This window comes from Agromyces protaetiae, from assembly GCF_030866785.1.
In the GTDB taxonomy this organism is placed as follows: domain Bacteria; phylum Actinomycetota; class Actinomycetes; order Actinomycetales; family Microbacteriaceae; genus Agromyces; species Agromyces silvae.
This window is the reverse complement of sequence record NZ_CP133018.1, coordinates 23,225-49,287: the sequence shown is the minus strand read 5'-3', so window position 1 is coordinate 49,287 and position 26,063 is coordinate 23,225. Positions and strand designations below refer to the sequence as shown.

At 70.3% G+C, this 26,063-nt stretch carries 25 protein-coding genes; 9 read left to right on the top strand and 16 right to left on the bottom strand.

Annotated elements, in window-relative coordinates; translation table 11 throughout:
* Nucleotides 1-3 precede the first annotated feature (3 nt).
* From QU602_RS00240 to QU602_RS00225, 4 genes are read right to left on the bottom strand one after another with little or no spacing between them, the layout of a single operon-like run.
* Nucleotides 4-810, bottom strand: coding sequence for a carbohydrate ABC transporter permease (locus tag QU602_RS00240; RefSeq protein WP_308798106.1), 807 nt, complete (start codon nt 808-810; stop codon nt 4-6).
* Nucleotides 807-1,727, bottom strand: coding sequence for a carbohydrate ABC transporter permease (locus QU602_RS00235; RefSeq protein ID WP_308798105.1), 921 nt, complete (start codon nt 1,725-1,727; stop codon nt 807-809). Before QU602_RS00235 ends, QU602_RS00240 begins: the two co-directional genes overlap by 4 nt.
* Nucleotides 1,724-3,043: an ABC transporter substrate-binding protein gene (locus QU602_RS00230; RefSeq protein WP_308798104.1), complete on the bottom strand. Its 1,320-nt coding sequence runs from the start codon at nt 3,041-3,043 to the stop codon at nt 1,724-1,726. The genes QU602_RS00235 and QU602_RS00230 overlap by 4 nt, the downstream gene beginning before the upstream one ends.
* Before the next feature lie 47 nt (nt 3,044-3,090).
* Entirely contained in the window at nt 3,091-4,398 is a 1,308-nt protein-coding gene (locus tag QU602_RS00225; RefSeq protein WP_308798103.1) for an enolase C-terminal domain-like protein, read from the bottom strand.
* 146 nt (nt 4,399-4,544) lie between these two features.
* Between QU602_RS00225 and QU602_RS00220 the strand changes: the two genes are divergently transcribed.
* The 5 genes from QU602_RS00220 (at nt 4,545) to QU602_RS00200 (ending at nt 9,675) form a co-directional block, all read left to right on the top strand.
* A complete protein-coding gene (locus tag QU602_RS00220; protein ID WP_308798102.1) occupies nt 4,545-6,482 on the top strand; it encodes a DUF6259 domain-containing protein in 1,938 nt (645 codons plus the stop codon).
* Nucleotides 6,479-7,315, top strand: a complete 837-nt coding sequence (locus QU602_RS00215; protein ID WP_308798100.1) for an NAD-dependent epimerase/dehydratase family protein — start codon at nt 6,479-6,481, stop codon at nt 7,313-7,315. Before QU602_RS00220 ends, QU602_RS00215 begins: the two co-directional genes overlap by 4 nt.
* Nucleotides 7,316-7,317: 2 nt before the next feature.
* Nucleotides 7,318-8,091, top strand: coding sequence for an IclR family transcriptional regulator (locus tag QU602_RS00210; RefSeq protein ID WP_308798099.1), 774 nt, complete (start codon nt 7,318-7,320; stop codon nt 8,089-8,091).
* Nucleotides 8,088-8,993, top strand: a complete 906-nt coding sequence (locus QU602_RS00205; protein WP_308798097.1) for an aldose epimerase family protein — start codon at nt 8,088-8,090, stop codon at nt 8,991-8,993. The genes QU602_RS00210 and QU602_RS00205 overlap by 4 nt, the downstream gene beginning before the upstream one ends.
* Before the next feature lie 436 nt (nt 8,994-9,429).
* Entirely contained in the window at nt 9,430-9,675 is a 246-nt protein-coding gene (locus QU602_RS00200; RefSeq protein ID WP_308798096.1) for a hypothetical protein, read from the top strand.
* Between the two features lie 87 nt (nt 9,676-9,762).
* Here the strand turns inward: QU602_RS00200 and QU602_RS00195 are convergent, their stop codons facing one another.
* Genes QU602_RS00195 through QU602_RS00145 form a run of 11 tightly spaced genes read right to left on the bottom strand, consistent with a single transcriptional unit; the run spans nt 9,763 to nt 20,782 of the window.
* Complete coding sequence (locus QU602_RS00195) at nt 9,763-10,206, bottom strand: NUDIX hydrolase (protein ID WP_308798095.1); 444 nt, start codon at nt 10,204-10,206, stop codon at nt 9,763-9,765.
* Nucleotides 10,207-10,245: 39 nt separating this feature from the next.
* A complete protein-coding gene (locus QU602_RS00190; protein WP_308798094.1) occupies nt 10,246-10,509 on the bottom strand; it encodes a DUF6510 family protein in 264 nt (87 codons plus the stop codon).
* 17 nt (nt 10,510-10,526) lie between these two features.
* The gene (locus QU602_RS00185; protein ID WP_308798093.1) at nt 10,527-11,369 is read right to left on the bottom strand and encodes an FAD-binding oxidoreductase; all 843 of its coding nucleotides are present in this window, start codon (nt 11,367-11,369) and stop codon (nt 10,527-10,529) included.
* Between the two features lie 28 nt (nt 11,370-11,397).
* A complete protein-coding gene (locus QU602_RS00180; RefSeq protein WP_308798092.1) occupies nt 11,398-11,988 on the bottom strand; it encodes a molybdopterin-dependent oxidoreductase in 591 nt (196 codons plus the stop codon).
* A 51-nt stretch (nt 11,989-12,039) separates the two neighbouring features.
* Nucleotides 12,040-13,014 (bottom strand): N-acetylglucosamine kinase, encoded by a 975-nt coding sequence (locus QU602_RS00175; RefSeq protein WP_308798091.1) that lies wholly within the window; start codon nt 13,012-13,014, stop codon nt 12,040-12,042.
* Entirely contained in the window at nt 13,011-13,913 is a 903-nt protein-coding gene (locus QU602_RS00170; protein WP_308798089.1) for an N-acetylmuramic acid 6-phosphate etherase, read from the bottom strand. The genes QU602_RS00175 and QU602_RS00170 overlap by 4 nt, the downstream gene beginning before the upstream one ends.
* Nucleotides 13,914-13,957: 44 nt before the next feature.
* Nucleotides 13,958-15,271, bottom strand: a complete 1,314-nt coding sequence (locus QU602_RS00165; protein WP_308798088.1) for a Gfo/Idh/MocA family protein — start codon at nt 15,269-15,271, stop codon at nt 13,958-13,960.
* Nucleotides 15,268-16,140 (bottom strand): carbohydrate ABC transporter permease, encoded by an 873-nt coding sequence (locus QU602_RS00160; RefSeq protein ID WP_308798087.1) that lies wholly within the window; start codon nt 16,138-16,140, stop codon nt 15,268-15,270. Before QU602_RS00160 ends, QU602_RS00165 begins: the two co-directional genes overlap by 4 nt.
* Nucleotides 16,137-17,093: a carbohydrate ABC transporter permease gene (locus tag QU602_RS00155; protein WP_308798086.1), complete on the bottom strand. Its 957-nt coding sequence runs from the start codon at nt 17,091-17,093 to the stop codon at nt 16,137-16,139. Before QU602_RS00155 ends, QU602_RS00160 begins: the two co-directional genes overlap by 4 nt.
* The gene (locus QU602_RS00150; protein WP_308798085.1) at nt 17,090-18,481 is read right to left on the bottom strand and encodes an ABC transporter substrate-binding protein; all 1,392 of its coding nucleotides are present in this window, start codon (nt 18,479-18,481) and stop codon (nt 17,090-17,092) included. Before QU602_RS00150 ends, QU602_RS00155 begins: the two co-directional genes overlap by 4 nt.
* A 15-nt stretch (nt 18,482-18,496) precedes the next feature.
* Entirely contained in the window at nt 18,497-20,782 is a 2,286-nt protein-coding gene (locus QU602_RS00145) for an alpha-N-acetylglucosaminidase (protein WP_308798084.1), read from the bottom strand.
* 110 nt (nt 20,783-20,892) lie between these two features.
* Here QU602_RS00145 and QU602_RS00140 point away from each other — a divergent pair, with 110 nt between their 5' ends.
* Nucleotides 20,893-22,092, top strand: a complete 1,200-nt coding sequence (locus QU602_RS00140; RefSeq protein WP_308798083.1) for an ROK family transcriptional regulator — start codon at nt 20,893-20,895, stop codon at nt 22,090-22,092.
* Between the two features lie 71 nt (nt 22,093-22,163).
* Here the strand turns inward: QU602_RS00140 and QU602_RS00135 are convergent, their stop codons facing one another.
* The gene (locus QU602_RS00135) at nt 22,164-23,519 is read right to left on the bottom strand and encodes an aminotransferase class I/II-fold pyridoxal phosphate-dependent enzyme (RefSeq protein ID WP_308798082.1); all 1,356 of its coding nucleotides are present in this window, start codon (nt 23,517-23,519) and stop codon (nt 22,164-22,166) included.
* Between the two features lie 77 nt (nt 23,520-23,596).
* Here QU602_RS00135 and QU602_RS00130 point away from each other — a divergent pair, with 77 nt between their 5' ends.
* From QU602_RS00130 to QU602_RS00120, 3 genes are read left to right on the top strand one after another with little or no spacing between them, the layout of a single operon-like run.
* Nucleotides 23,597-24,442: a transporter substrate-binding domain-containing protein gene (locus QU602_RS00130; RefSeq protein WP_308798081.1), complete on the top strand. Its 846-nt coding sequence runs from the start codon at nt 23,597-23,599 to the stop codon at nt 24,440-24,442.
* A gap of 10 nt (nt 24,443-24,452) precedes the next feature.
* Nucleotides 24,453-25,187 carry an amino acid ABC transporter permease gene (locus QU602_RS00125; protein WP_308798080.1) on the top strand — a complete coding sequence of 245 codons (735 nt, stop codon included), beginning with the start codon at nt 24,453-24,455 and terminating at the stop codon, nt 25,185-25,187.
* Entirely contained in the window at nt 25,180-25,950 is a 771-nt protein-coding gene (locus QU602_RS00120) for an amino acid ABC transporter ATP-binding protein (protein ID WP_308798079.1), read from the top strand. The genes QU602_RS00125 and QU602_RS00120 overlap by 8 nt, the downstream gene beginning before the upstream one ends.
* The last annotated feature ends 113 nt before the right edge of the window (nt 25,951-26,063 follow it).

The window sequence follows — 26,063 nt, the reverse complement described above, 5'->3', positions numbered from 1 at the left end:
TCGTCAGCCCTTCACCGCGCCCTGCGTGATGCCATCGACGAAGCTGCGCTGGAAGATCAGGTACACGATCACAACCGGCGCGATCACGATGATCGACGCGGCCGAGAGCAGCGGGACGTTCGTCGAGAACTCACCCACGAAGTACCCGAGTCCGGCGGTGGCCGTGCGCTTCGCGGGACTCTGCATGAGGACCAGCACGATGAGGAACTGGTTCCACGCCCACACGAAGAACAGCACCGCGAGCGTCGTGAGGGCCGGCACCGAGATCGGCATCAGCAGCCGGAGCAGCACGCGCAGATCGCTGGCGCCGTCGATCCTCCCGGACTCGACGATCTCCCTCGGGATGCCACTGAAGTGCGTGTGCATCCAGAAGATGCCGAACGGCAGGAACAGGGCGATCTCGGCGAGCGCGATGCCGAGGTAGTTGTTCGTCAGCCCCGCCGAGTCCAGGTTGTAGTACAGCGCGATGATCACGAGCTCGGTCGGCAGGGTCAGGCCGAGCACGAACGCACCCGTGATCCAGCGGTTGCCCGGCGGGGTGAGCACCGCCAGGCCGTACCCCGCGAACACCGAGAGCACGACCGTCGTCGGCACGACGAGCGCGACGATCACCAGGCTCGAGAAGAGGAGGTCGTTGAACCGCCCCTCGACCCACGCCTGGGCGAAGTTCTCGAGCGTGACGCCCTCTTCGGTCGGATTGCTGTTCGCGAACGCGGCCGCGACGATGCCCACGAACGGCACCAGGAACGCGACCGCGAAGACGATCAGGACGATGTGGCGGACGGCGAGGATGGATCGCGACGGTCTCATGCCTTCTCCCTCGTGGCGCGTCGGATGATCGTCACGAAGACGAGGATGAGGACGGTGAGCACGATCGCGAGCGCGGCCGCCTGGCCGACCTGGTTGTAGCTGAACGCGAGTCGGTACACGAGCAGGCCCGGCACCGTCGTCGCATCCTGCGGCCCGCCGCCGGTGGTGACGTAGATGAGGTCGAAGCTCGCGAGCGCGGCGATCGTCGTGATGACCGCGGCGATCGAGATCTCGCCCCTGAGCCCGGGCAGCACCACCGCGAGGAACCTGCGGAACGCGCCCGCGCCGTCCATCGAGGCGGCTTCGAGCAGGGAGCTGTCGATCTTCTGTGCGCCGCTGATGAAGAGCATCATGCACAGGCCCGTCATGCACCACGTGCCGACGATGCCGATCGCGATGAGCGCGGTCTCGTTCTGCGCGAGCCAGGGCTGTGCGAAGGCGCCCAGGCCGATGGCTCGCAGGACGACGTTGACGATGCCGTCGTCGGCGAAGATCCAGCGCCAGGTCACGCCGACGGCGACGAGCGGAACCACCTGCGGGAGGAAGTAGATCACCCGGAAGGCCGTCATGCCACGCGTGCCGCGGCCCATGAGCAGGCCCGTGAGCAGCAGGCCGATGATGATCGGCAGGACCGCGAAGAAGAACACGAGCACAATGCTGTGCAGCACCGATCCGGCGAGCTTGGGGTCGGCGAAGACGTTGACGTAATTGTCGAGGCCGACCCAGGTCCCGGCGTTCAGCCCGTCCCACTTCAGCACCGAGTAGTACACCGTGTTGAGCGCCGGCCAGATGCTGAACCCGACGTACACGGCCGCGGCCGGCAGGATGTAGAGGAAGGCGCGGAGCTTCCTGCGTGATCTCCGCTTGGGGAGCGAGCGCGCGCTCGCGCGCTCGCTCCCGATCAGCGCCTGGGTCACGGCCGGTTCGACTCCCAGTCGGCCTGCAGCGATTCGACGAAGGCCTCGGGTGTGGTCGTCCCGTTGATGAGGCCCTGGGCACCGGAGGTGAGTGTGTCGATCATCGAGCTGGTCGCCCAGTTGGCGAACGGCGCGGTCCCGCCGCCGTCGATCACACTGAGGTACGCGTCCTGGATCGTCGCCGGCACTCCGGTTGCGCCGTCCGACGCGTTCGGGGTCACGGGCACGAACCCGCTCTCGACGACCCCCGCGGCCGCGTCCTGCCCGACGATGAAGTTCAGGAACGCCGCCGCGACGTTCTTGTGCTCCGATCGCGAGGAGATCGAGTACGGGAAGCCGGACGCGGTCGCCACCGCGGGCGTCGACGCCGACGCGCCGGGCAGGAGGAAGAAGCCGAGGTCGTCGCCGAGCGCCTCGTCGAACACCTTGGTGTTCCAGTTGCCCGTCACGTAGTACGCGTTCTGGCCGGTCTGGAACGCGGAGATCGCGTCGGCGTCGGCGACGGCCGCCGCGCCGGACGTGAAGTAGCCCGCGGCGGCCCACTCCTGGACGAGGGCGGCAGCCTCCGTGAAGCCCGGGTTCTCGGTGAGGGTCGCGCCGTCCTTGCCGTAGACCCACGCGTTGAACTCGTCGACGTCACCGAGGACGCTCGCCAGCGCGCCCCACAACTGGAAGCCTCCGATCCCGAAGGCCGGCATCGCGACGGGCGCGCTCACGCCGCTCGCCTGCACGGCCGCCAGATCCGCCTCGAAGTCCGCGAGCGTCTCCGGGATCCCCTCGATCCCGGCGGCGTCCACGAGTCCCTTGTTGTAGAAGACGCCGATGAGCTGAATCGCGCCGGGGACGGCGTACAGGTCGCCGGTGCCGTACTCGGTCGCGGTCTCGTTCGAGGTCAGCATGCCGAGCAACGACGGGTCGACCTGGTCTCGCCAGCCGTAGGCATCGGCGTAGCCGTCGAGCTTCTCGACGAGTCCCGCCGGCACGATGGAGCGCATCGGGCCGGGGCTGTACTGCACGATGTCGGGTGCGTCGTCCGAGCCGAGTGCGAGCTTGAGGCTCGTCTGGTAGTCGGCGAACGGGGTCTGCACGAGTTCGATGGTCACGTTGGGGTACAGCTCGGTGAACCCTTCGACCAACGGCGTGATCGGTGGGTCGCTCGCGTAGGAGATCGTGAGCGTGACCGGTTCGTCGGTCATCTCCGTGCTGATGTCGTCTGCCGTGGTCTGCGACTGCGGGCCGGTGCCGCCGGTGCCGCAGCCGGCCAGCACGACGAGCGCTGCCGCCGCCGCGCCGATGCCGATGAGAGGACGCCTCATTGCGATTTCCTTCCTTCAGGGTGTGCGACCGCGGGTGCGGTCTCGGGTCACGGACGCTGCGAAGCGCCGTCACGTCGACGGACTCGGCTGTAGTGCCAGTTCGTCGTGGCTGAGACAGGGGGGTGTGCCGCCGCTCCACGCTCGTCGAGCTCGACGCCGAGCCCGGCGCCCTCGGTCGGGGCGAGCGCGCCGTCCACGGTCACCGGGGTCCCCGGGAACAGTTCGCGCGCGGCGTCGGAGAACTCGAAGTGCTCGTGGATGCCGAATGCCGGCGACGCGATGTCGAGGGCGAGGTTGGCCGCGTGGCCGATCGGCGACACGTCGCGGGGGCCGTGCCAGGCGGTGCGGACGCCGTACGCCTCCGCGAGCGACGCGAGCCGGATCGCCGGGGTCAGGCCGCCGATCGCCGAGATGTGGCAGCGCACGAAGTCGATCAGCCGCTCCGACATGAGCGGGAGGTACCGCGCCGGGTCCGTGATCAGCTCGCCGAAGGCGAGGGGCACGGTCGTCGACTCGCGGATCCGCCGCAGCCATTCGACGTCCTCCGGCGCCACCGGGTCCTCCACGAACAGCAGGTCGTACGGCTCGAGCGCGCGGACGAGCCCGACGGCATCGGCCGGCGCGAGTCGCTCGTGGATGTCGTGGATCAGGCGCACGCGGCCGCCGAATCGCTCGGCGAGCCCCTCGAAGACCCGGGGCAGAAGACGGACGTACGCGTCGGGATCCCAGAACACGTCGCGACTCGACTGCTGTGCCGCGCCATACGTCGCGGTGCCCGGGACCGTGATCTGACAGCGCACGTGACGGTACCCGGCCTCGATGCACTGCTCGACCTGATCGGCGAGCTCCGCGACGTCACGGCCGGACGCATGGGTGTAGGCCTCCGCCACGGTCCGCACGCGACCGCCGAGCAGCTGCCAGACGGGAACGCCGGCGAGCTTCCCCTTGATGTCCCAGAGCGCCTGGTCGATCCCCGAGAGCGCGCTGTTGAGCACGGGGCCGCCGCGCCAGTAGGAGTCGACCGTCGTCGTCAGCCAGACGTCGGTGATGTCGTGCACGGACCGTCCCGTCACGAGCGGAGCGAGATACGTCTCGATGACGGATGCCACGGCGAAGGCGCGCTGCGTGAACGTGGCGCACCCCCAGCCCACGAGCCCGTCGGTCGTCGTGCGGACCCGCACGACGACGAGGTTCACGCCGTCCGGCGCGACGACGAAGACGTCGAGCCCGCTGATGCGGACGCCCTCGCCGTCGTCCCAGGGAACGGGTGGAAGCGAGTCCTGCTGGGTGTAGCCGGGCGCGATGCGCTCACGGGCGGCTGCACGCTCGTCGTGGTGCTGACGACCATCGATCACCGGTTCCTCCTCTGGGTCCGCGGCACACGCTAGACAACCGCGCTCGCCCCTGGCAAACCTGATGTCAATACGGCATCTCAACCGGAGTTGGTGCCGATACGGCAACTCATTTGCTGTAGCTGCACCTCATCCCTAGCATCCTCCGCATGGCTCTCACTTCACGGCCCGCCACGGCGGCGGGCGGTCTCACCTTCCTCTACGACGAGGAAACCGGCCGCGCCGAGCTGCGCGACGACGCGGTGCTCACCGCCGAGCGCGGCCGGTTCTGGACGCTGAGCGCGGTGCACGGTCGCGACCGGGACGTGCCCGTGCACTCGGAGGACCAGCGCGGCACCGTGACCCGGCTCGACGACGGGCTCCGGATCGCCTATGAGACGGTGCGCACGGCCGACGGGGACGTCCTCGACGTGTCCGTGACGGTCGAGATCCGCGCGGGCGAGGACGGCGGTCTCGAGTTCTCGGCGACGGCGGACGCCGGCCCCGGCGTCACCGTCCGCGAGCTCGCGGTGCCGATCGTCGAGCTCGCCGAGCGGACCGCCTCCGCCGACGAGGTGCTCTATCGCGCAGAGGGCCTCGGCCGGAAGACGGAGCGGCCGAGAGCGCGGCTCGCCGAGGTGCACACCGAGTACATGGTCGACGACGGAGCCGGCACCTGGGAACCGATCGCCTACCCGGGCGAGTTGAGCATGCCGTGGCAGGGCGTCGAACGCGACGGCACCTTCCTCTACCTCGGCCGGCACGACCCGGAGTTCAGCTCGGTGGTGCTGAGCGCCGGCGTCCCGCCTCGCGGCGGGCCGAACGAGCTCTGGCTCGCCGCGGTCACGCCCTCAGGCCGCGCCCACGCACAGGCCGGGCCGGTCGTGCTGCGCCGCTTCGACGGGACCTGGCGCGACGGCGCCGCCTTCTACCGCAGCTGGGCGGAGCGCTGGTACACGGGGCCGCACCCGGACACGACGAAACTCGAAGGGTGGCAGCGGATCATCCTGCGCCACCAGTTCGGTCAGATCAACTACCGCTACACCGACCTGGTGGACCTCTTCGAGGAGGGACGCCGGTACGGTCTCGACGGCATCCTGCTCTTCGGCTGGTGGAAGGCGGGCTTCGATCGCGGCTACCCCGACTACGAACCCGATGACGAGCTCGGCGGCGCCGAGGAGTTCGCGCGGGCGATCCGCGAGATCCGGTCGCGCGGCGGGTTCATCTCGCTCTACGCCAACGGCAACCTGATCGATCGCACCACGCCCTACGCCGCCGAGCACGGCCCCCGGGTCACGAAGAAGGACGCAGACGGCCTCGACTACGTCGCGGGCTACGACTTCGCGCGCGAGTCCCAGACACTGCGACTGTTCTCGCCGGGGCACTTCACCATGGCGTGCCACGGCGCTCCCGAATGGCGCGAGAAGATGGCCGAGGTGGCCCGGCTCCAGGCGAGCCTCGGCACCGAGGCAGTCTTCTTCGATCAGACCGCCTATCACCTGGCCGCGTGGCCCTGCTACGACGCCTCGCACGAGCACGGCGAGCGCACCGGCATCGAGGGCCGGTACCGCGCCGAGACCCTGCGCGCGATCCGCGACGCGGCCGGCGCGCGCAGTCTGGGGTCCGAGGGGATGGCCGACTGCATGATCGGGCACCTGAACTACCACCACGGCTGGGGCTTCGGATTCCAGGACGGCCCCGAGGCGTTCGCTGCGCTCTTCCGCACGGTCTTCCCCGAGCCGGTGGTGTCGAACCGCCTGATCCAGGACGAGCGCGTCGGCTGGGAGGATCAGCTCAACCACGCGTTCGTGCACAATCTCACGTTCGATGTCGCGATCCACCGGTCCCGGCGCAGCATCGAGGCCTATCCCGGCTACGCCGCCCGGGTCGGCAAGCTCATCGCCATCCGGACGGCTCACGCGCGGCCGTTCGCCGAGGGGGCGTTCCGGCTCGTCGACGACGGCCCGCTGCACCACGTGCGGTACGAGACCGACACCGACGCCCTCGACGTGTTCTGGAACCGGACCGACGAGCCCGCCGAACGGGACGGTGTGCGGATCGACCCGCACGACGTCGCCGTGCGGGTGCTCGAAGGGGGCGACCGATGACCGCTCCGCGCTCGGTGCTCATCACGGGCGGGGCCGGCAACATCGCGACGCGCTTCGCCGAACGGGTCTCGGGCGTCTACGACCTCACGCTGCTCGACCTCCCCGGACGGTTCACCGAGGCGCATGCGGCATGGGGCCGGCTCGTCGAAGCCGACCTCACCGATCTCGAGGCGGTCGGCGAGGCCATGCGCGGCATCGACACCGTGATCCACCTCGGGGGCGAACGCCGGCCGGCGTCGCTCTGGTCGACCCTGCTGCCCGTCAACATCGTGGGCACGTACAACGTCGTCGCGGCCGCCGTCGCCGCCGGGTGCCGGCACGTGATCTACGGCTCGTCGGTCCACGTCGTCACGGGATACGAACCCCAGCTGCAGGTCCGCGAGACCGATCCCGTGCGGCCCGGAGACCTGTACGGCGTCACCAAGTGCTTCGGCGAGGCGCTCGGCGCGTATGTCGCGGCCACGGAGGGCGTGTCCTTCACGGCGCTGCGCATCGGCGCGTTCCAGGATCCCGAACGGCTCGCCGACGACCGGGCCGGCTGGATGCTTCGCGACTACTGCGCGCCCGAGGATCTGTTCCAGCTGCTCGCCGCCGTGATCGACGCGGACCGCTCCGGGTTCCAGATCTACAACGCCGTCAGCGGCAACCGGTTCTCGCGGCTGCCGATCGACAAGGCCCGGGCGAAGTTGGACTACGCTCCGGCGTACGACGCGTTCGAGGTCGCCGCGCCGTTCCGGAACGCGATCGAGGCGGTCGGGGGCGTCGACGACGGCCCCGTGGCCTCCGGCATGCGGGAGGACGTCGAGCGCATCATGTCGTCGACCGGGAAGTAGCGATGGAAGACAGCAGGCACAGAGCGCTCGCGCGAGGCGTCCGGATCCTCGAGGCGGTCGCGGAGGCACGCGGCGGCCTGACCGTCACGGAGCTGAGCGAACTCACCGGCATCGACAAGAGCTCGGTCTCGCGCCTGATCGCGACGCTCGCGGACCTCGGGCTCGTGGCGCGCGTGGAGAGCCGGCGCGTGGTGCTGACCGGCCGGGTGCTCGGGCTCGCCAAGGGTTTCCGCCAGCAGTACAACCTGAGCGAGATCGCCCGGCCGCACCTCGTGGACCTGCGGGACCGCGTCGACGAGACGGTCATCCTCACGATCCGCCAGCGGTCGCATACCGTGAGCATCGACCAGTTCGATCCGGAACATCCGTTCAGGATGGTCCCCCATGTGGGCAACACCGCGCCGCTCTACGCGACCGCGGCAGGCCGCGCCATCATGTTCGCCCTGCCCGTCGCCGAGCAGCATCGCCTCATCGACGAGCTCGCCGACGCCGAGGTCGAGCATCCCGAGGTTCGGCTGGGTCACGACGAATGGGCGCGCGAGATCGACCTCGCGCAGTCGCGCGGCTACGTCTGGATCCGGCGCACCGACGACGTCGAACGACTCGCGGCGGTCGTCAGAGACCGCAACGGAAGTCCCCTCGCCGCCGTCTCGATCTATGGACCCAAGTACCGGATGAAGGGTCGGCTCGCCGATCTCGGCAGAGAGGCGCGGGTCACCGCCGGGCGCGTCGCCCGTGCCGCGTACGGCGTGCGCCCCGAGGAATCGTCGCCGTGAGCGACCCGAGGCTCCTCGAGATCGGCGACGAGGAGCTCAGCTGCCTCGTCTCGCCGACCGGCGCCACGCTGCACCGTGTGCGTCACGGCGCGGTCGAGGTGCTCTCCGCACCCTACGCGGTCGAACCCTCGCGGGGCCATCACGGCGCGGTCCTCGCGCCGTGGCCGAACCGCGTCGCGGACGCCGCCTACCGGTTCGACGGCGTGCAGCACCGGCTCCCGGTCAACGATCACGCGTTCGGACACGCGATCCACGGGTTCGTCTTCGACCGGGAGTGGCACGTCGAAGCGCACGGCGAGCACGCGGTGCGCCTGTCGACCGACCTCGCCGACGAACCCGGCTATCCGTTCGAGATCCACCTCGAGGTCGCCTACCGCGTCGAACACGGCACACTGCGGTGCAGCGCGACGTGGGAGAACGTCGGCGACACGATCGCCCCGTTCGGCATCGGCTTCCACCCGTATCTGCGCCTCGACGGAGCGCTCGAGACCTGGACCGTCCATCTTCCCGCCGGCTCCGTGATGGACACCGACGGCTCGACCAAGCTCCCGCTCGATGCCAGGCCGACCGCGCCCGAGGTCGACTTCGTCGACCCGGCACGGATCGGCGCGCGTTCGTTCAGCCGGGCGTACGGCGAGCTCGAACGCGACGAACGCGGAGTCGCGACCGTGCAGGTCGCGTCACGTACCCGTCGGATCACGATCACCTGCTCGAGTGCGTTCCGCTGGGTGCAGCTGTTCACGGCGGACCTGCCGGAGCCCGGCCTTCGCCGTGCGGGGCTCGCGGTCGAGCCGCAGACCTGCCCACCCAACGCGTTCGCGACGGGTGCCGACCTCGTGCGCCTCGCACCTCGCGAGCGCGGGGCGGGCTGGTGGTCGCTCCGCCCCGAGCTCGCTCCCTGACCTCGCCCCGTGGTCGGTTTCGGATGCATACGCATTGGGTGTTGCGTTCCCTGGGAGAACACCGATAGTGTCATCGACGGTCCGCTGAGTATCTGAGAGGAGTGATGACCGATGATTCGTTCGACGAACCCACACCACGGCTTCACCCTCCTCGGCGATCACACCGCCGCGGCCGTCTGCTAGCGGAGCTCCGCAGCGCGCGGCCGGCAGGCTGAAGCGCCCCCGTTCGCACGGGACCGGTGACGACACCGCACTCCCCTGCCCCGCGTCATCCGACGCCGTCGCCTCGCGACCGTTTCTGGATGCCGCGTCCCGATGATCCTGCGCGCCCGGATCGACCGTCCGTCGACCCCGCCGCCGAGGCATCCGACCGATCATGTCGCCCCACCGGGGCGCGCGACCCGCGCGCCCGACGCTCGAAGAAGAAGGAACCACCGTGAACACCTCCATGACCGCGCTCCCCGCGACCGCGGGCAGCAGCGACCGTGTACGACGACGAGCGCGCGCCGCGCGCGAGCGTCTCGCGATCCGACTCGGCCTGGCGCTCGTCGCCTGGGGCCGGCGCGCCGACGAGCGCCTCACGCACGAGGCCGTCGCCACCGCCCGCCGCAACGCCGCCGTCGCCGCGGAACTGCGCGACACCACCTACACCGGTGTCGCCACGCTCACCAGGTCCAGCTGACGCATGAACGCCGTCATCGGGACCCCGACGAACGGCCCCGTCCGATTCCGGACGGGGCCGTTCCCATGCGGAGCGGGCGTCCGACCGCTACGCGGCGGGCGGGACGCCGTCGGCGGGCTCGGCGGCGTTGAGCCGCAAGGCGATGTCGACGAGGCCGACGCGCTTGAGGTCGGGCACCACTGCGAGGTCGAACCAACGGGCCTCGTCGCTCGAGCCGCCGACCTCATTGCGCAGCTCGCCGCCCGTGACGCGCGCGCGGTAGATGACCCGCAGCGCGTACAGGGGCGCGGCGCCGGTGTGCCGGCGCTCCGCGGGAATCACCATGGTGTCGATGCCGAGCAGGCGGTCGACGGATGCCTCGTACCCGGTCTCCTCGAAGATCTCGCGTCTCGCCCCGGCGATCGGGTGCTCGTCACCCTCGATGCCGCCGCCCGGAAGGGTCCAGCCAGACCGGCCGTGCTCGTTCCAGTGCGCGAGCAGGATGCGCTCGCCCTCGATGATGACCCCGTACGCCGCGATGCGGATGTCCATCAGGACACTGTACTCACCGGGCCGCTCACGGTGCGCCGCTCAGAGCGCGGTGCTCGCCGGCTCGAGCGCCCGGATGCCGACGAGGCTCACCATCGGCCGGTCGCCATGCTCCACGAGCACCATCAGGACCTCGCCGCAGGTCGGACACCGGCCGACCGAACCCATCGCCGTGCGATAGACCATGAGCTCGGCGAGGGCTCCCCGCGCGTGGCAGAACGCGCACGAGCCGAGCATCGCCGTGAGGTCGCCGCCGAACACCGAGGCGAGGTCGCCCGCGAGCGAGTTGCCGTCGAGATGCTGCATGCTCGGCCTCCCAATCATCATGCGCCTCCGAATCGTTCGGTGCGGATCGCGCCGGGTGCGTGCCCGCCGGCCACGAGCCAGCCCGCGACGGTCTCGACGAAGGGCGTCGGACCGCAGATGAAGACGCGCGGTGCCCGGTCAGGCGGCCAGGTCAGCTCGGCGAGGAGCTCGGGCGAGAGACGTCCGGGCGGGCGGGGCGAGCCGGGCGGCGCCTCCCGCGTGAAGACCACGTCGAGATCGAGGCCGCCGGGCACGGCCGGTGGGGTCGCCGCCATCGAGAAGCGGGCCAGCTCGGCGGAGAAGAACACGTCGGCCGGGGTGCGCACCGAATAGAGCAGGCGGAACGGCGTGGCATCCGCCGCCCGCGCATGCGCCTCGGCCATCGCGAACAGCGGGACGACCCCGGAGCCGCCGGCGATGAGCTGCACTGGTGCGAGCGCGCCGGGGTCGGCGCCCGAGGCATGCGCGCCCTCCGAGGCATCCGGACCCTCCATGCCGGCCGCATCACCCGTGCCGCCCGCCTCGGGCGGCGCCCACACGAAGTACGCGCCGAGCGGACCGTGCACCTCGAGCTGATCGCCCGGCCGCAGATCGCGCACCAGGAACGGCGACACCTCGCCCGTCGCCACCTCGGCGACCGCGAGCACCACGCGCATGCCGGGCCCCGACGACGCGATCGAGTACGAGCGGCTCGCCTGGTAGCCGTCGTCGGCGGTGAGCCGCACGTCGAGATGCGCGCCGGCCGCATTGCCCGGCCACGTCGGGATGTCCAGCACGATCCGGCGAGCGGTCGGCGTCTCGTCGGCGACCGTCGCGACCGTCGCCGCATGCCAGGCCGCCGGGGTTCGGCCGATCACCACGCGCCGACCTCGGGCCGCGAGACCAGCGTCACCAGTAGCGCTCCTCTCGCCACGGATCGCCGTGCAGGTGGTACCCGTTCTGCTCCCAGAACCCCGGCTCATCCGCCGGCATCATGGTGAGGCCGCGCACCCACTTGGCGCTCTTCCAGAAGTAGAGATGGGGCACGAGCAGGCGAGCCGGCCCGCCGTGCTCGGGGTCGAGCGGCTCGCCGTCGGCCTCGAACGCGATCCACGCCTGCCCGTCCAGCAGTTCGTCGAGCGGCACGTTCGTGGTGTAGCCGCCGTAACTGTGCGCCATGACGAAGTCGTACGACGTCTCGACGTGCTCGAAGATCGTGTCGAGCGGTACGCCGCGCCACCCCATCGCGAGCTTCGACCAGTGCGTGACGCAGTGGATGTCGACGGTCACATCCTCGACACCGAGCGCCTGCATCTCATCCCACGACCACTCGTGGTTCCCGGTCTCGGTGCGCACCGTGAAACGCCACTCGTCGGTCGAGACGTCGGGCGTCGGCCCGGCCGACAGCACCGGCCAGTCGCCGACCAGCGTCTGGCCCGGTGGCAGCCGGTCATCCCGGTCGCGGCCTCGGCCCGAGAACCCTCGCGTGAAGATCGACATGGCGCACCACCTTTCGATGGTGCACACCATACGGGTGCATGGGGTGCGCTGTCACGGTCTCGGCGCGAGATGCGGCTTGAGCCGGAACTCCTCGGCGAACCCGGCGAGCGCGATCGCGGCCTCACCGAGGCCGCGCCGGGCGAGCAGCAGCGCCCCGTCCGCCGACTGCCCGACGGGCGGATCCACACGCGCCCCTGGGGCGCGACGATGCAGCTCTTTCCGGAAGGGGTCGAGTAGGAGCTCACCGGCGTCGAAGAGCTTGCCGCCCCACGAGTACCGCGGGGGAAGCCCGCTCGAGACGGCGAACGCGGTCTCGGCGAGCAGGGTGCCCGCGCGGTCCCAGATTCCCGCGGCGACCTGATCGCCGCTCCTCGCGGCCTCGGCGACGACGGGCGCGAATCCGGCCAGCTCGTGTGCGGGCGCCTCACCGCCGTACACGCGTGCGATGAGGTCGTCGGTGCTGCCGAAGCGACGCCTGGCCTCTGCGAGCAGCGTCGGCGACGAACCCTCCCGCCCGTCGGCGGCGCGCAGCGCCGCACGTAATCCGGCCGCTCCGATCCACGCACCCCCTCCTTCGTCGCCGATGAGATGGCCCCAGCCATCCCCGCGACGCCAGATGCTCGCGAGGTCGGTCGCCGATGCGACCACGCCCGTGCCTGCTGCGATGACGGTGCCGGCCTCACCCCCCAGCGCCCCGAGATGCGTGGTGAGCCCGTCGTTGGCGACGATGATCGATGTGGTGTCGCACCTGGCCGCGAGCGCCGAGGCGAACGCGGCGGCGTCGAGCAGTTCGGGCATGCCCGTGAGGCCCACGGCGAGGCGGGTCGCGCGCATCGGCTCCCCCGGCGGCGAGACCGCGGCGAGCAGTTCCCCGATCCGAGTGGCCAGCCTGATCTCGTCGATGCGCCCGCGTGCGCGCGGAACGGGTGCGCGATCCCGCTCGTCGAACGGCCGGCCGCCGACGTCTGCCCTGATCCGGATGCCACCGCCGCCGACGTCCACCCCGACGTGCGTCTCCCCGTTCATGCCCCGGCTCCCAGCCGGGCCAGGGCGGCGCGCACCCCGCCGCCGCCGGAGATCGCCCGCCGGCACACGTCGAGGTTGCGCCCGCTGCGGGCATGCACGATCGCGAGCGGGACGGCTCCGTCGGCGCGCTCGAGCAACGCCTCGGCCTCGGCGCGGTCGACCTCGGCGGCAGCCGCGACGATGCCGATCGCACGTTCGCGGAGTTTGACGTTCGTCGCCACGAGATCGACCATCAGGTTGGAGTAGGTGCGGCCAGCGCGGACCATGAGGGTGGTCGAGAACGCGTTGAGCAGCACCTTCGTCGCGGTACCGGCCTTCAACCGCGTGGAGCCGGTGATCGCCTCGGCTCCCGTGTCGGCGACCACGACGTGATCGACGAGCAGGGCGAGCGGTGTGCCGGGGTCGCAGCAGATGAGGATCGTGAGCGCCCCCGCCGCACGGGCGGCCGCGAGTGCGCCCGCGACGTACGCCGTGGACCCGGACGCGGTGATGCCGATGGCGATGTCCGCGGGTGCGAGGGCGCGGGCCGCGGTCTCCCGGCCCAGCTGCTCGGCGTCCTCCAGATCGATCGACGAGTCGGCGAACGCCGCCGCTCCACCTGGGAAATGCGCACTGAACAGGCCGGCGGGGGCGCCGAACGTCGGGGTGGCTTCGGTCGCGTCGAGGACCGCGAGTCGACCGGATGCCCCCGCCCCGAATGCATGCACGCGACCGCCGCGCGTCAGTCGCAGCAGCGCCGCCTCGACGGCGGCGGCGAGCGCATCGGCGGCGGCCTCCGCGGCGGCGACGCCGCGGGCGTCCTCGGCGAGGATCGCGCGGATCACGTGCTCGGACGGCCACCGGTCGAGGTCGGTCGTGCGCGGGTTGCGCGCCTCGGTCGGCGGGATTCGGGACTGCATCGGATTCCTCCCTGGAGGCGTCGCACGGCGACGCGAGGGTACGGTCAGCGGGCGGCGAGCCGCGCCCGTTCGGCTGCGAAAGCCATGCGGTGGCTGTCCAGCGCGGTCTCGAGGGAGAGCTCCTCGCTCCAGGCACCCGACTCGACCCCGGCGACGAACGCCGCCATCAGTCCGTCGTCACCGCCGGCGTGGCCGCGGTGGTCGCCCGCCGAGGCGCGCTCCGGACGAGCCGAGAGCACATACGAGCGGTGACCCATCGGTGGCCGGGTGCGTGCTTCGACGACGGAGACGCCGGCGAGCTCCGGCAACTGCGCTGCGGGCGAGAACAGGTCGAGCTCGATGCGGCCGTCGTCCATGTGCCCGATGAGCTGCCCGCGGGTGCCGGTCATGGAGATGTGGCGCGTGTTCTCGCCCGTGAACGCCGACGCCGTCAGGGTGGCGGTGAGGCCCGAACTGAATCGCATGACCGTCTGCTGGTGGTCGGCGACGTCGTTGTCCGACCGGTAGACGCACCTGCCGTAGTCGCTGTGGGCGAGTGCGCGCAGACGCCCCGCTCGCGACGTGTCCGAGGTGAGCAACGTCACCGGTACCCCGTGCACGTGCTCGAGCGCATCGACGTAGTACCGAGGTGCGAAGAACGGACACGACGCGGCGACCGGGCAGCCGTCCACGCAGAATTCGGGCGCGCCCTCCGGCGCGTGCTCCGGGCGGAAGTGCGAGAGCTCTCCCACGCTCGAGAGGGTCGTCGGGGACTCCCCTGCGAACCAGCGGATGAGGTCGAGATCGTGGCAGGTCTTCGCGAGCACCATCGGGCTCGCGTCGGCGGCGCGTTTCCAGTTGCCCCGCACGTACGAGTGCGCGAAGTGCCAGAACCCGATGTTCTCGCGGAGGTCGATGGTCATCAGGTCGCCCATCGCACCCGAGTCGAGGATCCCGCGCACGGCGCGCCAGAACGGGGTGAAGCGCAACACGTGGCCGACGACGATCCGCGCGTCGGCGGACCGTGCCGCGTCGGCGAGACGTTCGAGCTCATCCGACGTGCTCGCGGCGGGCTTCTCCAGGAGGATGGGGAGTCCGTGGGCCATGAGCGCGATGGCGGGGTCGACGTGTTCGGCGTCGGGCAGCGCGACGATGGCCGCGTCGGCACCGAGCGTGGGCAGGTCGGCGAGCAGCTCGCGCCAGTCCTCGTAGCGCGCCGCACCGCCGGCCTCCTCGGCGAAGCCCTCGCGCCTCGAGGGTTCGCGGTCGGCGACGGCGACCACCTTCGCGCGCTCGGGGTGACGTAGGATCCAGCTGCCGTAGGCCTCCCGGCCGCGACCGCCGGCCCCCAGCACGACGAATCGCTTCGGCTCGCTCACTTCTCGGCTCCCGACGTGAGGCCCGCGACCAGGAAGCGCTGCGAGAAGAAGAACGCGAGGATGACGGGGATGGTCACCGCGATCGAGCCCGCAAGCAGCACCGTGACGGGCACGTTGAAGTCCGTCAGCTGAGAGATGCCGAGCGGTGCGGTCCAGAGTGACCGGCTCTGCACGAGGAAGAGCAGCGCGAAGAGGTACTCGTTCCACGCGATCATGAACACATAGATCGCGGTCGCGACCACGCCGGGCATCGCGATCGGCAGCACCACCGTCCAGAGCATCCGCGGCAGCGAGCAGCCGTCGATGAGGGCCGCCTCCTCGACGCTCTCGGGCAGGGCGAGGAAGTAGTTGCGCACCATGTAGAGGGCGACCGGCACGGTGAGCGCCACGTAGACGATGAGCAGGCCGATGAGGTTGCCGGTGAGGCCGACACGGCTCAGCATCACGAAGAGCGGCACCGCGAGCACGATCCCCGGGAAGAGGTACACGGCGAGGATGATGGCGTTCGTGGTCGAACGTCCCCGATAGCGTAGGCGGGCGGCCGCATAGGCGCCGAAGACGCTCGCGAGCAGCGAGAGCACGACCGTGCCGATCGCGAGCAGGGCCGAGTTCAGCACGAACTGGCCGAGCCCGAAACCGCCCTCGCTCGCCGGCAGCAGCGCGTCCCAGTACGCGGAGAAATCGAGCTCTGACGGCGCGGGCAGCAGGTCCAGCGGCTCGTTGGTGACGGCGCTGAACGGCCGCACCGAGAGGATGATGCCGTACAGCACCGGGCCGACGCTGAGCACAAGGGCGATCACGATGACGCTCCATCGCAGGACGCGATCGACCGGGGAGCTGCTCAGGCTGTTCCTACGGCGGGTACTCACATCCGCTCCTTCCGCCGGGAGACGAGGACGTAGACGACGAGCAGGGCGGCGAGGATCACGGACATGAGCAGTCCGTACGCGGCCGCGCTGCCGATGTTGGCGCGCGTGATGAGCTCGGTGTACACCTTCACCGCCATGACCTGCGTACCGCCGGCACCGCCGGTCAGCAGGTAGATGTCGTTGAAGCTCTGGAACGACCAGATGAAGCGCAGCAGGAGCAGCAAGAGAATCACGTTGCGCAGCTGCGGCATGATCATCTTCGTCAGGATCTGGCGCGAGTTCGCGCCGTCGAGCGCCGCGGCCTCTTCGATGTCGCTGGGGATGCTCTGCAGCCGGGCCGTGATGAAGAGGAAGGCCAGTGGCGCGGTCTTCCAGATCTCGAACACGATCACGGTGGTCAATGCGACCGGAACGGGGATGCCGGCGATCTCGCCCGTGGTCGTCGACAGGAAGCTGATCGGCCGCTCCCAGCCGAGGAACTCCATGCCGAACGCGTTCACGACGCCGTACTGCGGATTCAGCATCGTGCGCCAGATCGTCGCCGCGGCGATCACCGGGAGGACGTAGGGCACCAGGAGCAGCGCACGAACAAGGCCGCGCCCGCGGAACGGCCGGCGCATCGCGAGCGCGACCGAGAGGCCGACCACGATGGCGCCGAGGGTCGTGAAGGTCGCGTAGACGATGGTGGTCCACAGCGCACCCCAGAACGCGCCCGAGCTCATCGCAGCCGTGAAGTTGTCCAGCGTCCACTCGATGTCCCAGAGCGAGAGGGTCGGGATGTCGATGAGGCGGATGTCGGCGAACGCGAACACGATCACCGCGAGGAACGGCACGATGACGACGAGCATGACGACGAGCAGCGACGGCCCGGAGAGGAGGTAGCCGTTCAGGTTCTCCCTCTGGCCGCGGCTGAGCCGCGACCAGAGGGAGGTCCGTGGAGAGACGGAGGTCACTGCAGCCCGAGCTCCGCCTGCAGTGCGCTCACCTGCTCGGCCATCGTGGCGGTCACGTCGGCCGCCGGCGTACCCGCGTAGAGCTGGTCGAGGTTCTGACTCAGCACGTTCTGTGAGAACACCGCGCCTTCCAACGGTGCGTCGGGCGTGCCGAACGCCCAGCGGCTGATCGCGTCCATGCCGCCACTCAACGCTTCGACGATGTCCGCGCCGTACACGTCGGCGATCGACTGGCCGGACGCGCGGTCGACACCGAAGGGCAGGGTGCCCCACTCGTCGATGAACGTCGTGGGCTCGTCGGGGGTGCCGAGCCGCAGCGGCAGCCGGCCCTCGGTGGCCATGGCGAGCGTGTCGATGTAGCCGTCGTTCAGCAGGTACTCGATGAACATCTGCGCCTCCTCCGCGTGCGCGCCCACGGGAACGCCGTAGTTCAGCGTGGAACCGTACTGCGCCGGGTTGCTCTCATCGAGGATCGTGATGAACTGCGTGTTCGCGGCGAGGAAGGTCGGGTCCGCCGCGCACTCGGCGCACGTGACCGGGTTGTCGGGGTCGAGCCCGGCGACCTCGTCGAGGATGTGGGTCGAGAAGAGCAGCATCGCGGCGTTGCCCGCGAGGTAGGCGGCGCGCGCGCTCGGCACGTCGAACTCCCCCGCGAGGCTCGACTGCGCCAGCACGTTGAACGACTCGGCCGCGTTCGTGCACTCGTCGGAGTCGATGGTCACGGTGCCGTCCTCGACCAGCTGGCAGCCCGTCGTCAGGAAGGTGGACTCGACCGCCTCCGTCGAAGAGGGCGTTCCGGGCTGGGTTCCGAGCGCGATGCCCGTGACCCCGGAACCCGCGAGCGTGGTCGCCGCCTCGGCGAGCTCCTCGAGACTGCCCGGCACCTCGACGCCGGCCGCCTCGAACAGGTCGGCGCGGTACGCGATCAGGTGCACCCATCCGTCGCTCGGGACCGCGCCCACCTCACCGTCGAGCGTGACGAGATCGAGCGCGCGCTCGTTGAACGTGCTCGGGTCGAGCTCGTCGACGATGCGCTGGGCGACCTCGGTGTCGAGCAGCCCCTGCTCGTTCCACGCCGCGGTCTGATCGGGCGCGTGCAAGATGACGTCGGGCACGTCGCCGGACGCCGCGCCCGTGACGAGCGCCTGGTTCTGGTCGGCGCCGCCGAGTGGCACGACCTCGACACCGATGCCGGTCTCGGCTTCGAACGCCGCGGCGATCTCCTCCTGCGCGGCGATCCGCTCCGGGGTCACCTGCGGCGTCCAGAAGACGATGTCGCTCTGCTCGCCGGTGTCCGGCTCGGAGGCATCGGGGCTGCAAGCGGTCAGGGCGAGGACTGCCGACGCGCCGACGGCGATGACGGCGAGCCTGGATCTGCGTGTGCTCATGGTGCGCTGTGCTCCTTACGATCTGATCTCGGTGTGGTGCTCTTGGACTCCCGGATCCCCGGGCGGCGTGGAACGCAGGCGCTCCAGATCTGCGCGGCGTGCCAGGATGGCGGCGACCGCCGCCGCCACCGGATCGCCGGAGGTCGTCGACGGGTACGGCTCGCGGCCGGTCGCCCAGGTCTCCTCGATGCGGACGATCGCCGCGCGCAGCACGTCGACGTCGGGCGGCGCCGCATCGCGCGCTGCGGCCGCCAGCCAGCTGGACCAGGCGCGCCAACGCGGCCGGTACAGGTCGCGGATGAGTCCGGACCAGTGCCGGCCCGAGTAGTCGTGCAAGCCGCTGGTCTGGCGCCCCCACACGCTGATGAGCCGGCGGGCGTCGAGTTCGAGTGCCGCCGCCTCCTCCGCGGTACTCCCCCAGGCGCGCGCGTCGGCGAGCCAGCGACCGACGAGCGATTCCTCGTGCGTCGCCGCGAGCGCGTCGAGCTCGAGCAGCGCCGCGTCGAGCGCTTCGGCCGAACGCTCGATGGCCGAGGCATCCGACGACGACGCACCCGCGAGGATTCCGCGGATCGCGAGCCGCGTGTGCTGGGCGACGACATGGCCGGCGAGCTCGACGAGGTCGCGTTCCAGCGGCCGGCGGTCCACGCCGTCGAGGCCGGCCACCGTGGCGAGCAGCTCCACCGCGTCGGCGATCGTCGCGAGGTCGCCGAGCACCGCGGGGTCGTTCTCGGCATCGATGTTCGCGGACTGTCGTTCCGGTGCGGCGGTGTCGATGAACTCCCCCGCGAGTCGCTGGCCCGCGAACGGGGCGGACGCCGACCACGGACGCGCGATGACCGGGGAGGGGATCGACCTCGTACGACCAGGCGCGTAGAGCGTGGCGGTGAGGATCTGCCACGCCTCGAGCGCCGCCGGGGCATCCACACCGTACCTCGCGCGCACGAAGCGCGCGAGCCAGTCGTCAGCGCCGGGCGTCGGCTGCCACACGAGATCGGTCGCGAGTTCGTAGAACACCGCGTTGTTCTCGATCGCCTCCATCGTCAGTCCGAACCCGACGAGTTCACCTCGTGCCGCGTCGGACTGCACCTCGGTCAGGTCGCGCCGAAGTCCGGCGACGTCACCGAAGAGCGCCGGCCGCCCGCCGAAGTTGTGCACTGCGCACCAGAGCCACCGTCGGCCCCAGAGCGCCTCGGAGCGCCGCCACATCGGCGCGTGCTCGGCCCAAAGGTCGAGCAGCAGCATCGCGTCGTTCGGCACGGGGTCGAGGAAGGCGCGCACGCGCTCCTCGGTCCAGAAGCCCGAGTGGTAGTGGAACGGCCACCCCTGCAGGACCCAGACGGCATTCGGGTCGGCGACCCGCATCGCACCGAAGATGCCCGCCGACGTCTCGGCGAGGTCCGCGACCTCACCGCTCGGAGGAACCGACTCGATGTAGGGATCGACCGCGTAGTGGTGGTCGGTCCCGAGCAGCTCGTGCTGGTGACGGTAGAAGACCTCGGCGATCCGCGCGAACTCCGGCTCGCGCGCATCGAGCACCGGCGTCGTCCAGCCCTGCCATTCGATGGTTCGCGCGGCGTCGGCGGCGAGCTCGGGCGGCACATGACCCGCGAAGCCCGGGAGCACCGGAGTCATGCCGAGGGCGCGTTGACGCTCGAGGACGCGGCGGGCCAGCTGCAGGTGCCGGGTGGTCCAGTCGGCCGGCAGCGGGCCGCCCCACTCGTTCGTGCCACCCATCCACGTCCAGGGGAAATGCGCGGCGCCGCCGATCCATTCGGCGATACGGGCATCGGACAGACCGAGCTCTCGGAGCGTCTCCGTCAGCACCGCTTCGTGGGCGATCGCCATGAGCGGCATGGTGATGCCGTGCAGTGCCATCCAGTCGATCTCGCGTTCCCAACGGTCCCAGTCCCAGTAGGCCGCCGTATAGCCGTACGTGACGAAGTTGAGGTAGTAGCGCGTGCGCAGTCGGGTCGCTCGCGCGATCGGCGGACGGTCGTCGAGTCGAGCGGGCAGGTCGAGCCAACGCGGTGAGTCCCAGCTGGAGCCCGAGCCGAGCTCGGCCGCGGCATCGCGCGCCGCCACGGCGAGCGTGATGGCGTCGGTGCCGCGGAGGATGAGGCGGCCGCCGGCGATCTCGTGTTCGTAGCGGTCGACACCGTCCAGCCGAGGCAAGGGCTCGAGGACGACTTCGTCGGCGCGTGCGCCGAGATGGCGGGTCAGCAGCTCACGTACGGCGGATGCCTCGTGGGCCGGCGCAGTACGGACTGCGCCATCGCTCATGCCGGTCGTGCTCGCCATCGTCGCTCCAGACGTTCATGTCGTGGGATTCCTCGAACGATAGCAGCGATATATGTAACAAGTAATTCGATTCTAGAGATACTTTGTTCGATTTCAGGTATGTTGGACGCATGACGATGCCCGCACGCGCGGAGACCGCGAAGCCCGGTTCGTACGGCGATGTCCTTCGGCTGGTGCGCACCGGCGAGGCTCGCTCACGATCGCAGCTCGCCAAGTACACCGGTCTCGCGCCCTCGACTGTCTCGCTGCGCGTCGACACACTCGTGCGTCTCGGTTTCATCGTCGAGGAGGGCAGCGAGCACTCACGCGGCGGGCGGCCCGCGAAACGGCTCTCACTCGTGGGTTCGGCCGGCAGCGTGGCGGCCGTCGACCTCGGTGCGCATCACGCGACCGTGGCCATCGCCGACCTGGACGGTCGGATGCTCGCCGAGGAGACGGCCGTGAGTGAAGATCCCGACCCCACGACCACCGTCGCCCAGCTCTGGGAACGGGTCGCCCGCCTCCACGCCGAAAGCGGTGCCGGCCCGCTCTTCGGCCTCGGCGTCGGCGCCCCCGCACCCGTCGAGGTCCCGTCCGGTCGCATCGTGCACCCCTCGTTCCGACCGAGTTGGGACCGAGTCGACCTACCGGCGCTGTTCACGGCGCACACGGATCTTCCGGTCGTCGTCGACAACGACGCCAATCTGAACGCGCTGGCCGAGATCGCCGGCGCCGACGATCCCACCGCCCAGCATGTCCTCGCCGTCAAGCTCGGTAGCCGGATCGGCTGCGGCGTCGTCACCGAGGGCCGTCTGCACCGCGGCCACGGCGGCGCGGCGGGTGAGATCAGTCATACCCCGGTCGACGGCACCTCCTACATCGCCTGCACATGCGGCATGGCGAATTGCCTGGAGTCCGTCGCGAGCGGTGGCGCGCTCGTCGCACGACTCGCCGCCGCAGGCTATGACGTGCACACGGCGGGCGACGTCGTCGCGCTCGGCCGAACCGGCGACCCCGTCGTCATCGAGGCGCTGCGGGAGGCCGGCGAGCGCATCGGCGCGGTGCTCGCCTCATGCGTCAACTTCTTCAACCCGGGCGACGTCGTGCTCGGCGGCACGATGTCGGCATCCACGCCGCTGGTCGCCGCGATCCGCGCCGAGCTCTTCAAGCGCTGTCTGCCGATCGCGGCCGACCATCTCGACGTGCGCGCCGCCCATGAGCCCGACAAAGCCGCGATCCGGGGGGCGACCCAGCTCATCCTGGAGGCGGCGCTGTCACCCGCACGCATGGACCGCCTGGTCAAGCGAGCGCTCGTCGACGCCGCCGGGTAGCACGACGGCCGCACACCTCCGCGTGGACCACACGGTCGCGTGCGTTCGCGGGGCAGCACTTGTCAGCCGGGTCAGTAGAACGCCGAATCTCTCGGCACGAGAAGCGCGGCGCGGCGCAGCCGCTCGCTCAGGAACCCACTCTCGGACCCCACCAGTCCAAGCGACAGGTGCACGTGCGGCGCGGCCTTCGTGCCGAGTCCGAACGCCGAGCCGCGCGCCACCGAGATGCTGTCCGCCGCGAGTTGCACCATCGCCTCCTGCTCGGACGCGACGGGCACCCACAGACTCAGGCCGGCGTTCGACTCGATCGTGAGACCGACCGCCTCGAACGCGGCACGGAACGTCTCCCGGCGCGCGGCGTACTCCGCACGCGCCGCCGGGACCAGGGTGCTCGACACGACGTCGTCGGTGAGGCACGCCTCGAGCACCGCGCGGTTGATCGCGCTCACCCACTCGCCGCCCGCGCGCCAGACGGAGACCCGGTCGAGGACCGATCGGGGACCGGTGATCGCGCTCACGCGCACATCCGGGTGGATCTCCTTCGCGAACGAGGACAGCAGGATCACCCTCTCGGGTGCCAATGACGCCAGACGGACCGGGCGTTCGGGCACGAGGTGACCGTGATGGTCGATCTCGATCGCCGTGGCGCCGAACCGCCGGAGCAGGCCCGCGATGTCGGCGACGTTCTCCGCGGAGACCATCAGCCCGGTCGGGTTGTGCACGCGCGTCTGCAGCATCAGCACGCGTGTCCCCGCCGCGAGTACGCTCTCCATCACGTCGAGGTCGTACGCGCCGTCGGCGAACGGGATGGGCGTGGCCGTCATGCCCAACTGCCGCAGGATGACCGTGAACAGCGGGAACTCGGGATCGCTCACGCCGACCGGCGCGCCGCGGTGACTCACCGCCTGCAGAATCCTCGGGAGCGCACCGATCACCTCGGTGTCGAGCATGATCGACTCCGGCTGGTAGCCGACCCTGGCGAGCAACGCATCGTGCAGCGCGGCCGGGATCTCGTCCTTGCCCGGGTACCCGCGGAAGGCGGGACCGTCAGCGACCCGACGCAGGACGTCGCGGAGATCGACCTGCAGGTCCGGGTCTGGATACCCGGCCGCCAGCCGATACCGGAACCGCGCCATCTCACCCTCGGGGGCACGATACGCGGTCGCCTCGACGGGCCGGGCGACCCGGCTGCCGCCGCGGCGCCTCGTCTCGATCACGCCCATCTGCACGAGGCTCGCCCACGCACGACTGACGGTCGACATCGACAGATGCAGCTCGTCGGCGAGCGTCGCGATGGTCGGCAACCGGGCGCCCACCCGAAGCTCCCCGGTCCGCGCGGCCCGCAGCACCGCATCGACGAGGGCATCGGCGTCGGGCCGGACCATTCCCGCTCTGATCACCCCGAGAACCGGGTCAATATCATTCACGCATTAACGATATTCCCTCGCAACAAACGTCCGCCTACGGTGAGACAACACTCATTCCGGACCAGGAGGACGATTCGATGCGTACCCTCAGCACCAAGATCGCCGTCGGCTTCGCCGCTGCAGCCGCGGTCTCCCTCACCCTCTCCGCGTGCAGCGGAACGACCGAACCCGCCGCCGACGGCGCCGGCAGCGACCTCGACCTGGTGAACGCCGGCACGCTCACCGTGTGTATCTCGAAGAACGCCTACGAGCCGATGTACTGGAACGACGGAGGCACGCTCACCGGGTTCGACGTCGACGCGATCACCGCGATCGCCGGCGAGCTCGACCTCGACGTGACGTTCAGCGAGATGGCGTTCGACGGGCTCCTCCCCGCACTGACCTCGGGTCGCTGCGACGTGCTGCGCTCCGGGCTCTACATCAACGACGACCGCAAGGCCGCCGCCGACGCGATCGGCTACCTGCAGACCGGGCCGGCGCTCGTGGTGCCCGTCGACGGCGAGCTGACGTTCGAGGAGGCCGACGACCTGTCGGGTGCGCGCGTCGCGGTGCAGGCGGCGTCAGCCAACGAGAAGATCCTCCAGGAGCTCAGCGCGGACTTCGAGTCGCGCGGCATGGCCGCGATCGAGATCTCCAGCTACCCCGAGCTGCCCGAGACCATGGCCGCGCTCACCAACGGTCGCGTCGACGCGACCATGGAGACCGACGTCGCCGCGGCACAGGCCGCCAAGACGCTCGGCGACGACTACGAGCTGGCCGCCGACCTGTTCGCCGCCGAGACCGAGTTCGGCATGTTCCTGCAGAAGGACAGCCCGCTGACGGCGACGATCCACGGGATCGCCGTCGAGCTGACCGAGGACGGTACGTTCGCCACGCTCGCCGAGCAGTACGGACTGCTTCCGACCCGCCTCGTCACCCCCTGAGGTCGCGGTCGTGACGTTCGATCCCGAGATCTTCTTCGGAGCGCTGTTCTCCGCCGCGTACCTCCGCGGTGCGCTGACCGCGATCACGCTCGCCGTGCTCGTGCAAGCCGTCGCCATCGTGCTGGGCTTCTTCGTGGCACTCGGCCGGGAGAGCACCCGGCCCTGGCTGCGCGTGGCGAGCGCGGGATACGTCTGGCTCTTCCGGGCCATCCCGGCGCTGCTGATCCTGATCCTGATCTGGAACGCCCTCCCGCAGGTCGTCCCGTTCATGAAGGAAGCCTGGTTCACGCCGTACCTGGCCGCATTCTTCGGCCTCACCCTGCTGGAGACGGCGCTGATGGCCGAGATCCTCCGATCGGCTCGCAGCTCGATCTCGCCGGGCCAGGCACAGGCGGCGAAGGCGCTCGGACTCAAGCCGTGGAGTGCGATCTGGCACGTCCAGATCCCGCAGATCATCCGCGTCGCGATCCCGCCCACCGGAAACCAGTTCATCAACATGGTCAAGATGACCAGCCTGGCATCCGTGATCTCGCTGCAGGAGCTGCTCTACACCGCCGCGCAGGATGTCTCCCGGACGTTCAGCTACGCCGAGTACTACTCGGCCGCTGCCGTCTACTACCTCGTGCTCGTGTCCCTGTTCATGCTGCTGCAGGGGTGGCTGGAGCGGAAGTTCTCCTGGACGAGCAAGATCGCCCGCAAACGCGTGAAGTCGGGCGCCAAAGTGAAGGAGGCCGCACATGTCTGATCAGACTCCGCTGCTCCGGGCGACGGGCGTGACGAAGATCTATCACGATCACCCCGCGGTGAACGACGTGTCGTTCGAGACCATGAAGGGCCAGGTCACCGCGATCCTGGGGCCGTCGGGCTCCGGCAAGTCGACCTTCCTGCGAAGCGTCGCGTTGCTGGAACCGATCGACCGCGGCGAGATCCGGTTCGAGGGCCGGCTCGTCGGCCAGCGCGAGCGACGCGGACGCCTCGTCCCCGCGTCGGAACGACAGCTCGCGGGTGACCGTGCCGCCGTGGGCATGGTGTTCCAGAACTTCAACTTGTTCCCGCACATGACGGTCGAGCGCAACATCACGCTGTCGCTCGGGGTGCACCGCCGGGGTACGAAGGCGCAGAACGCGGACGTCGCGCGGGAGATGCTGCATCGCGTCGGGCTCGACGGGTTCGCGAAGAAGTTCCCGACCGAGCTCTCCGGCGGGCAGCAGCAACGCGTGGCGATCGCGCGGGCCCTGGTGCTCAATCCGAAGATCATGCTGTTCGACGAACCGACGTCGGCACTGGACCCCGAGCTCGTGCGCGAGGTCCTCCGCGTCATGGAGTCGCTCGCCGAGCAGGGGATGACCATGATCGTCGTCACCCACGAGGTGGGATTCGCGCGGAACGTCGCCTCCCGCGTGATGCTCTTCGAGGACGGGCGGATCGTCGAGGACTGCGCGCCCGAGCGGTTCTTCTCGGAGCACGCGTCCGAGCGCACGCACGCCTTCCTCGACCACGTGCTGTGAGGCTTCACCGTGCTGTGAGCCGGCACCGTGCGGTGAGGCTTCACCGTGCGGTGAGCCGGCACCGTCCGAGCCGGCACCGTCGCTGACCGGGCGAGGGCGTCGCTCCCTCCGCA

Bases quoted from the DNA above. Each gene is read 5' to 3' on its own strand.
- QU602_RS00240 (WP_308798106.1), bottom strand. From the start codon at position 810: ATGAGACCGTCGCGATCCATCCTCGCCGTCCGCCACATCGTCCTGATC.
- QU602_RS00220 (WP_308798102.1), top strand. From the start codon at position 4,545: ATGGCTCTCACTTCACGGCCCGCCACGGCGGCGGGCGGTCTCACCTTC.
- QU602_RS00210 (WP_308798099.1), top strand. From the start codon at position 7,318: ATGGAAGACAGCAGGCACAGAGCGCTCGCGCGAGGCGTCCGGATCCTC.
- QU602_RS00150 (WP_308798085.1), bottom strand. From the start codon at position 18,481: ATGAGCACACGCAGATCCAGGCTCGCCGTCATCGCCGTCGGCGCGTCG.
- QU602_RS00145 (WP_308798084.1), bottom strand. From the start codon at position 20,782: ATGGCGAGCACGACCGGCATGAGCGATGGCGCAGTCCGTACTGCGCCG.
- QU602_RS00170 (WP_308798089.1), bottom strand. From the start codon at position 13,913: ATGCAGTCCCGAATCCCGCCGACCGAGGCGCGCAACCCGCGCACGACC.
- QU602_RS00120 (WP_308798079.1), top strand. From the start codon at position 25,180: ATGTCTGATCAGACTCCGCTGCTCCGGGCGACGGGCGTGACGAAGATC.
- QU602_RS00175 (WP_308798091.1), bottom strand. From the start codon at position 13,014: ATGAACGGGGAGACGCACGTCGGGGTGGACGTCGGCGGCGGTGGCATC.
- QU602_RS00195 (WP_308798095.1), bottom strand. From the start codon at position 10,206: ATGGACATCCGCATCGCGGCGTACGGGGTCATCATCGAGGGCGAGCGC.
- QU602_RS00140 (WP_308798083.1), top strand. From the start codon at position 20,893: ATGACGATGCCCGCACGCGCGGAGACCGCGAAGCCCGGTTCGTACGGC.
- QU602_RS00130 (WP_308798081.1), top strand. From the start codon at position 23,597: ATGCGTACCCTCAGCACCAAGATCGCCGTCGGCTTCGCCGCTGCAGCC.
- QU602_RS00230 (WP_308798104.1), bottom strand. From the start codon at position 3,043: ATGAGGCGTCCTCTCATCGGCATCGGCGCGGCGGCGGCAGCGCTCGTC.
- QU602_RS00180 (WP_308798092.1), bottom strand. From the start codon at position 11,988: ATGTCGATCTTCACGCGAGGGTTCTCGGGCCGAGGCCGCGACCGGGAT.
- QU602_RS00215 (WP_308798100.1), top strand. From the start codon at position 6,479: ATGACCGCTCCGCGCTCGGTGCTCATCACGGGCGGGGCCGGCAACATC.
- QU602_RS00190 (WP_308798094.1), bottom strand. From the start codon at position 10,509: ATGCAGCATCTCGACGGCAACTCGCTCGCGGGCGACCTCGCCTCGGTG.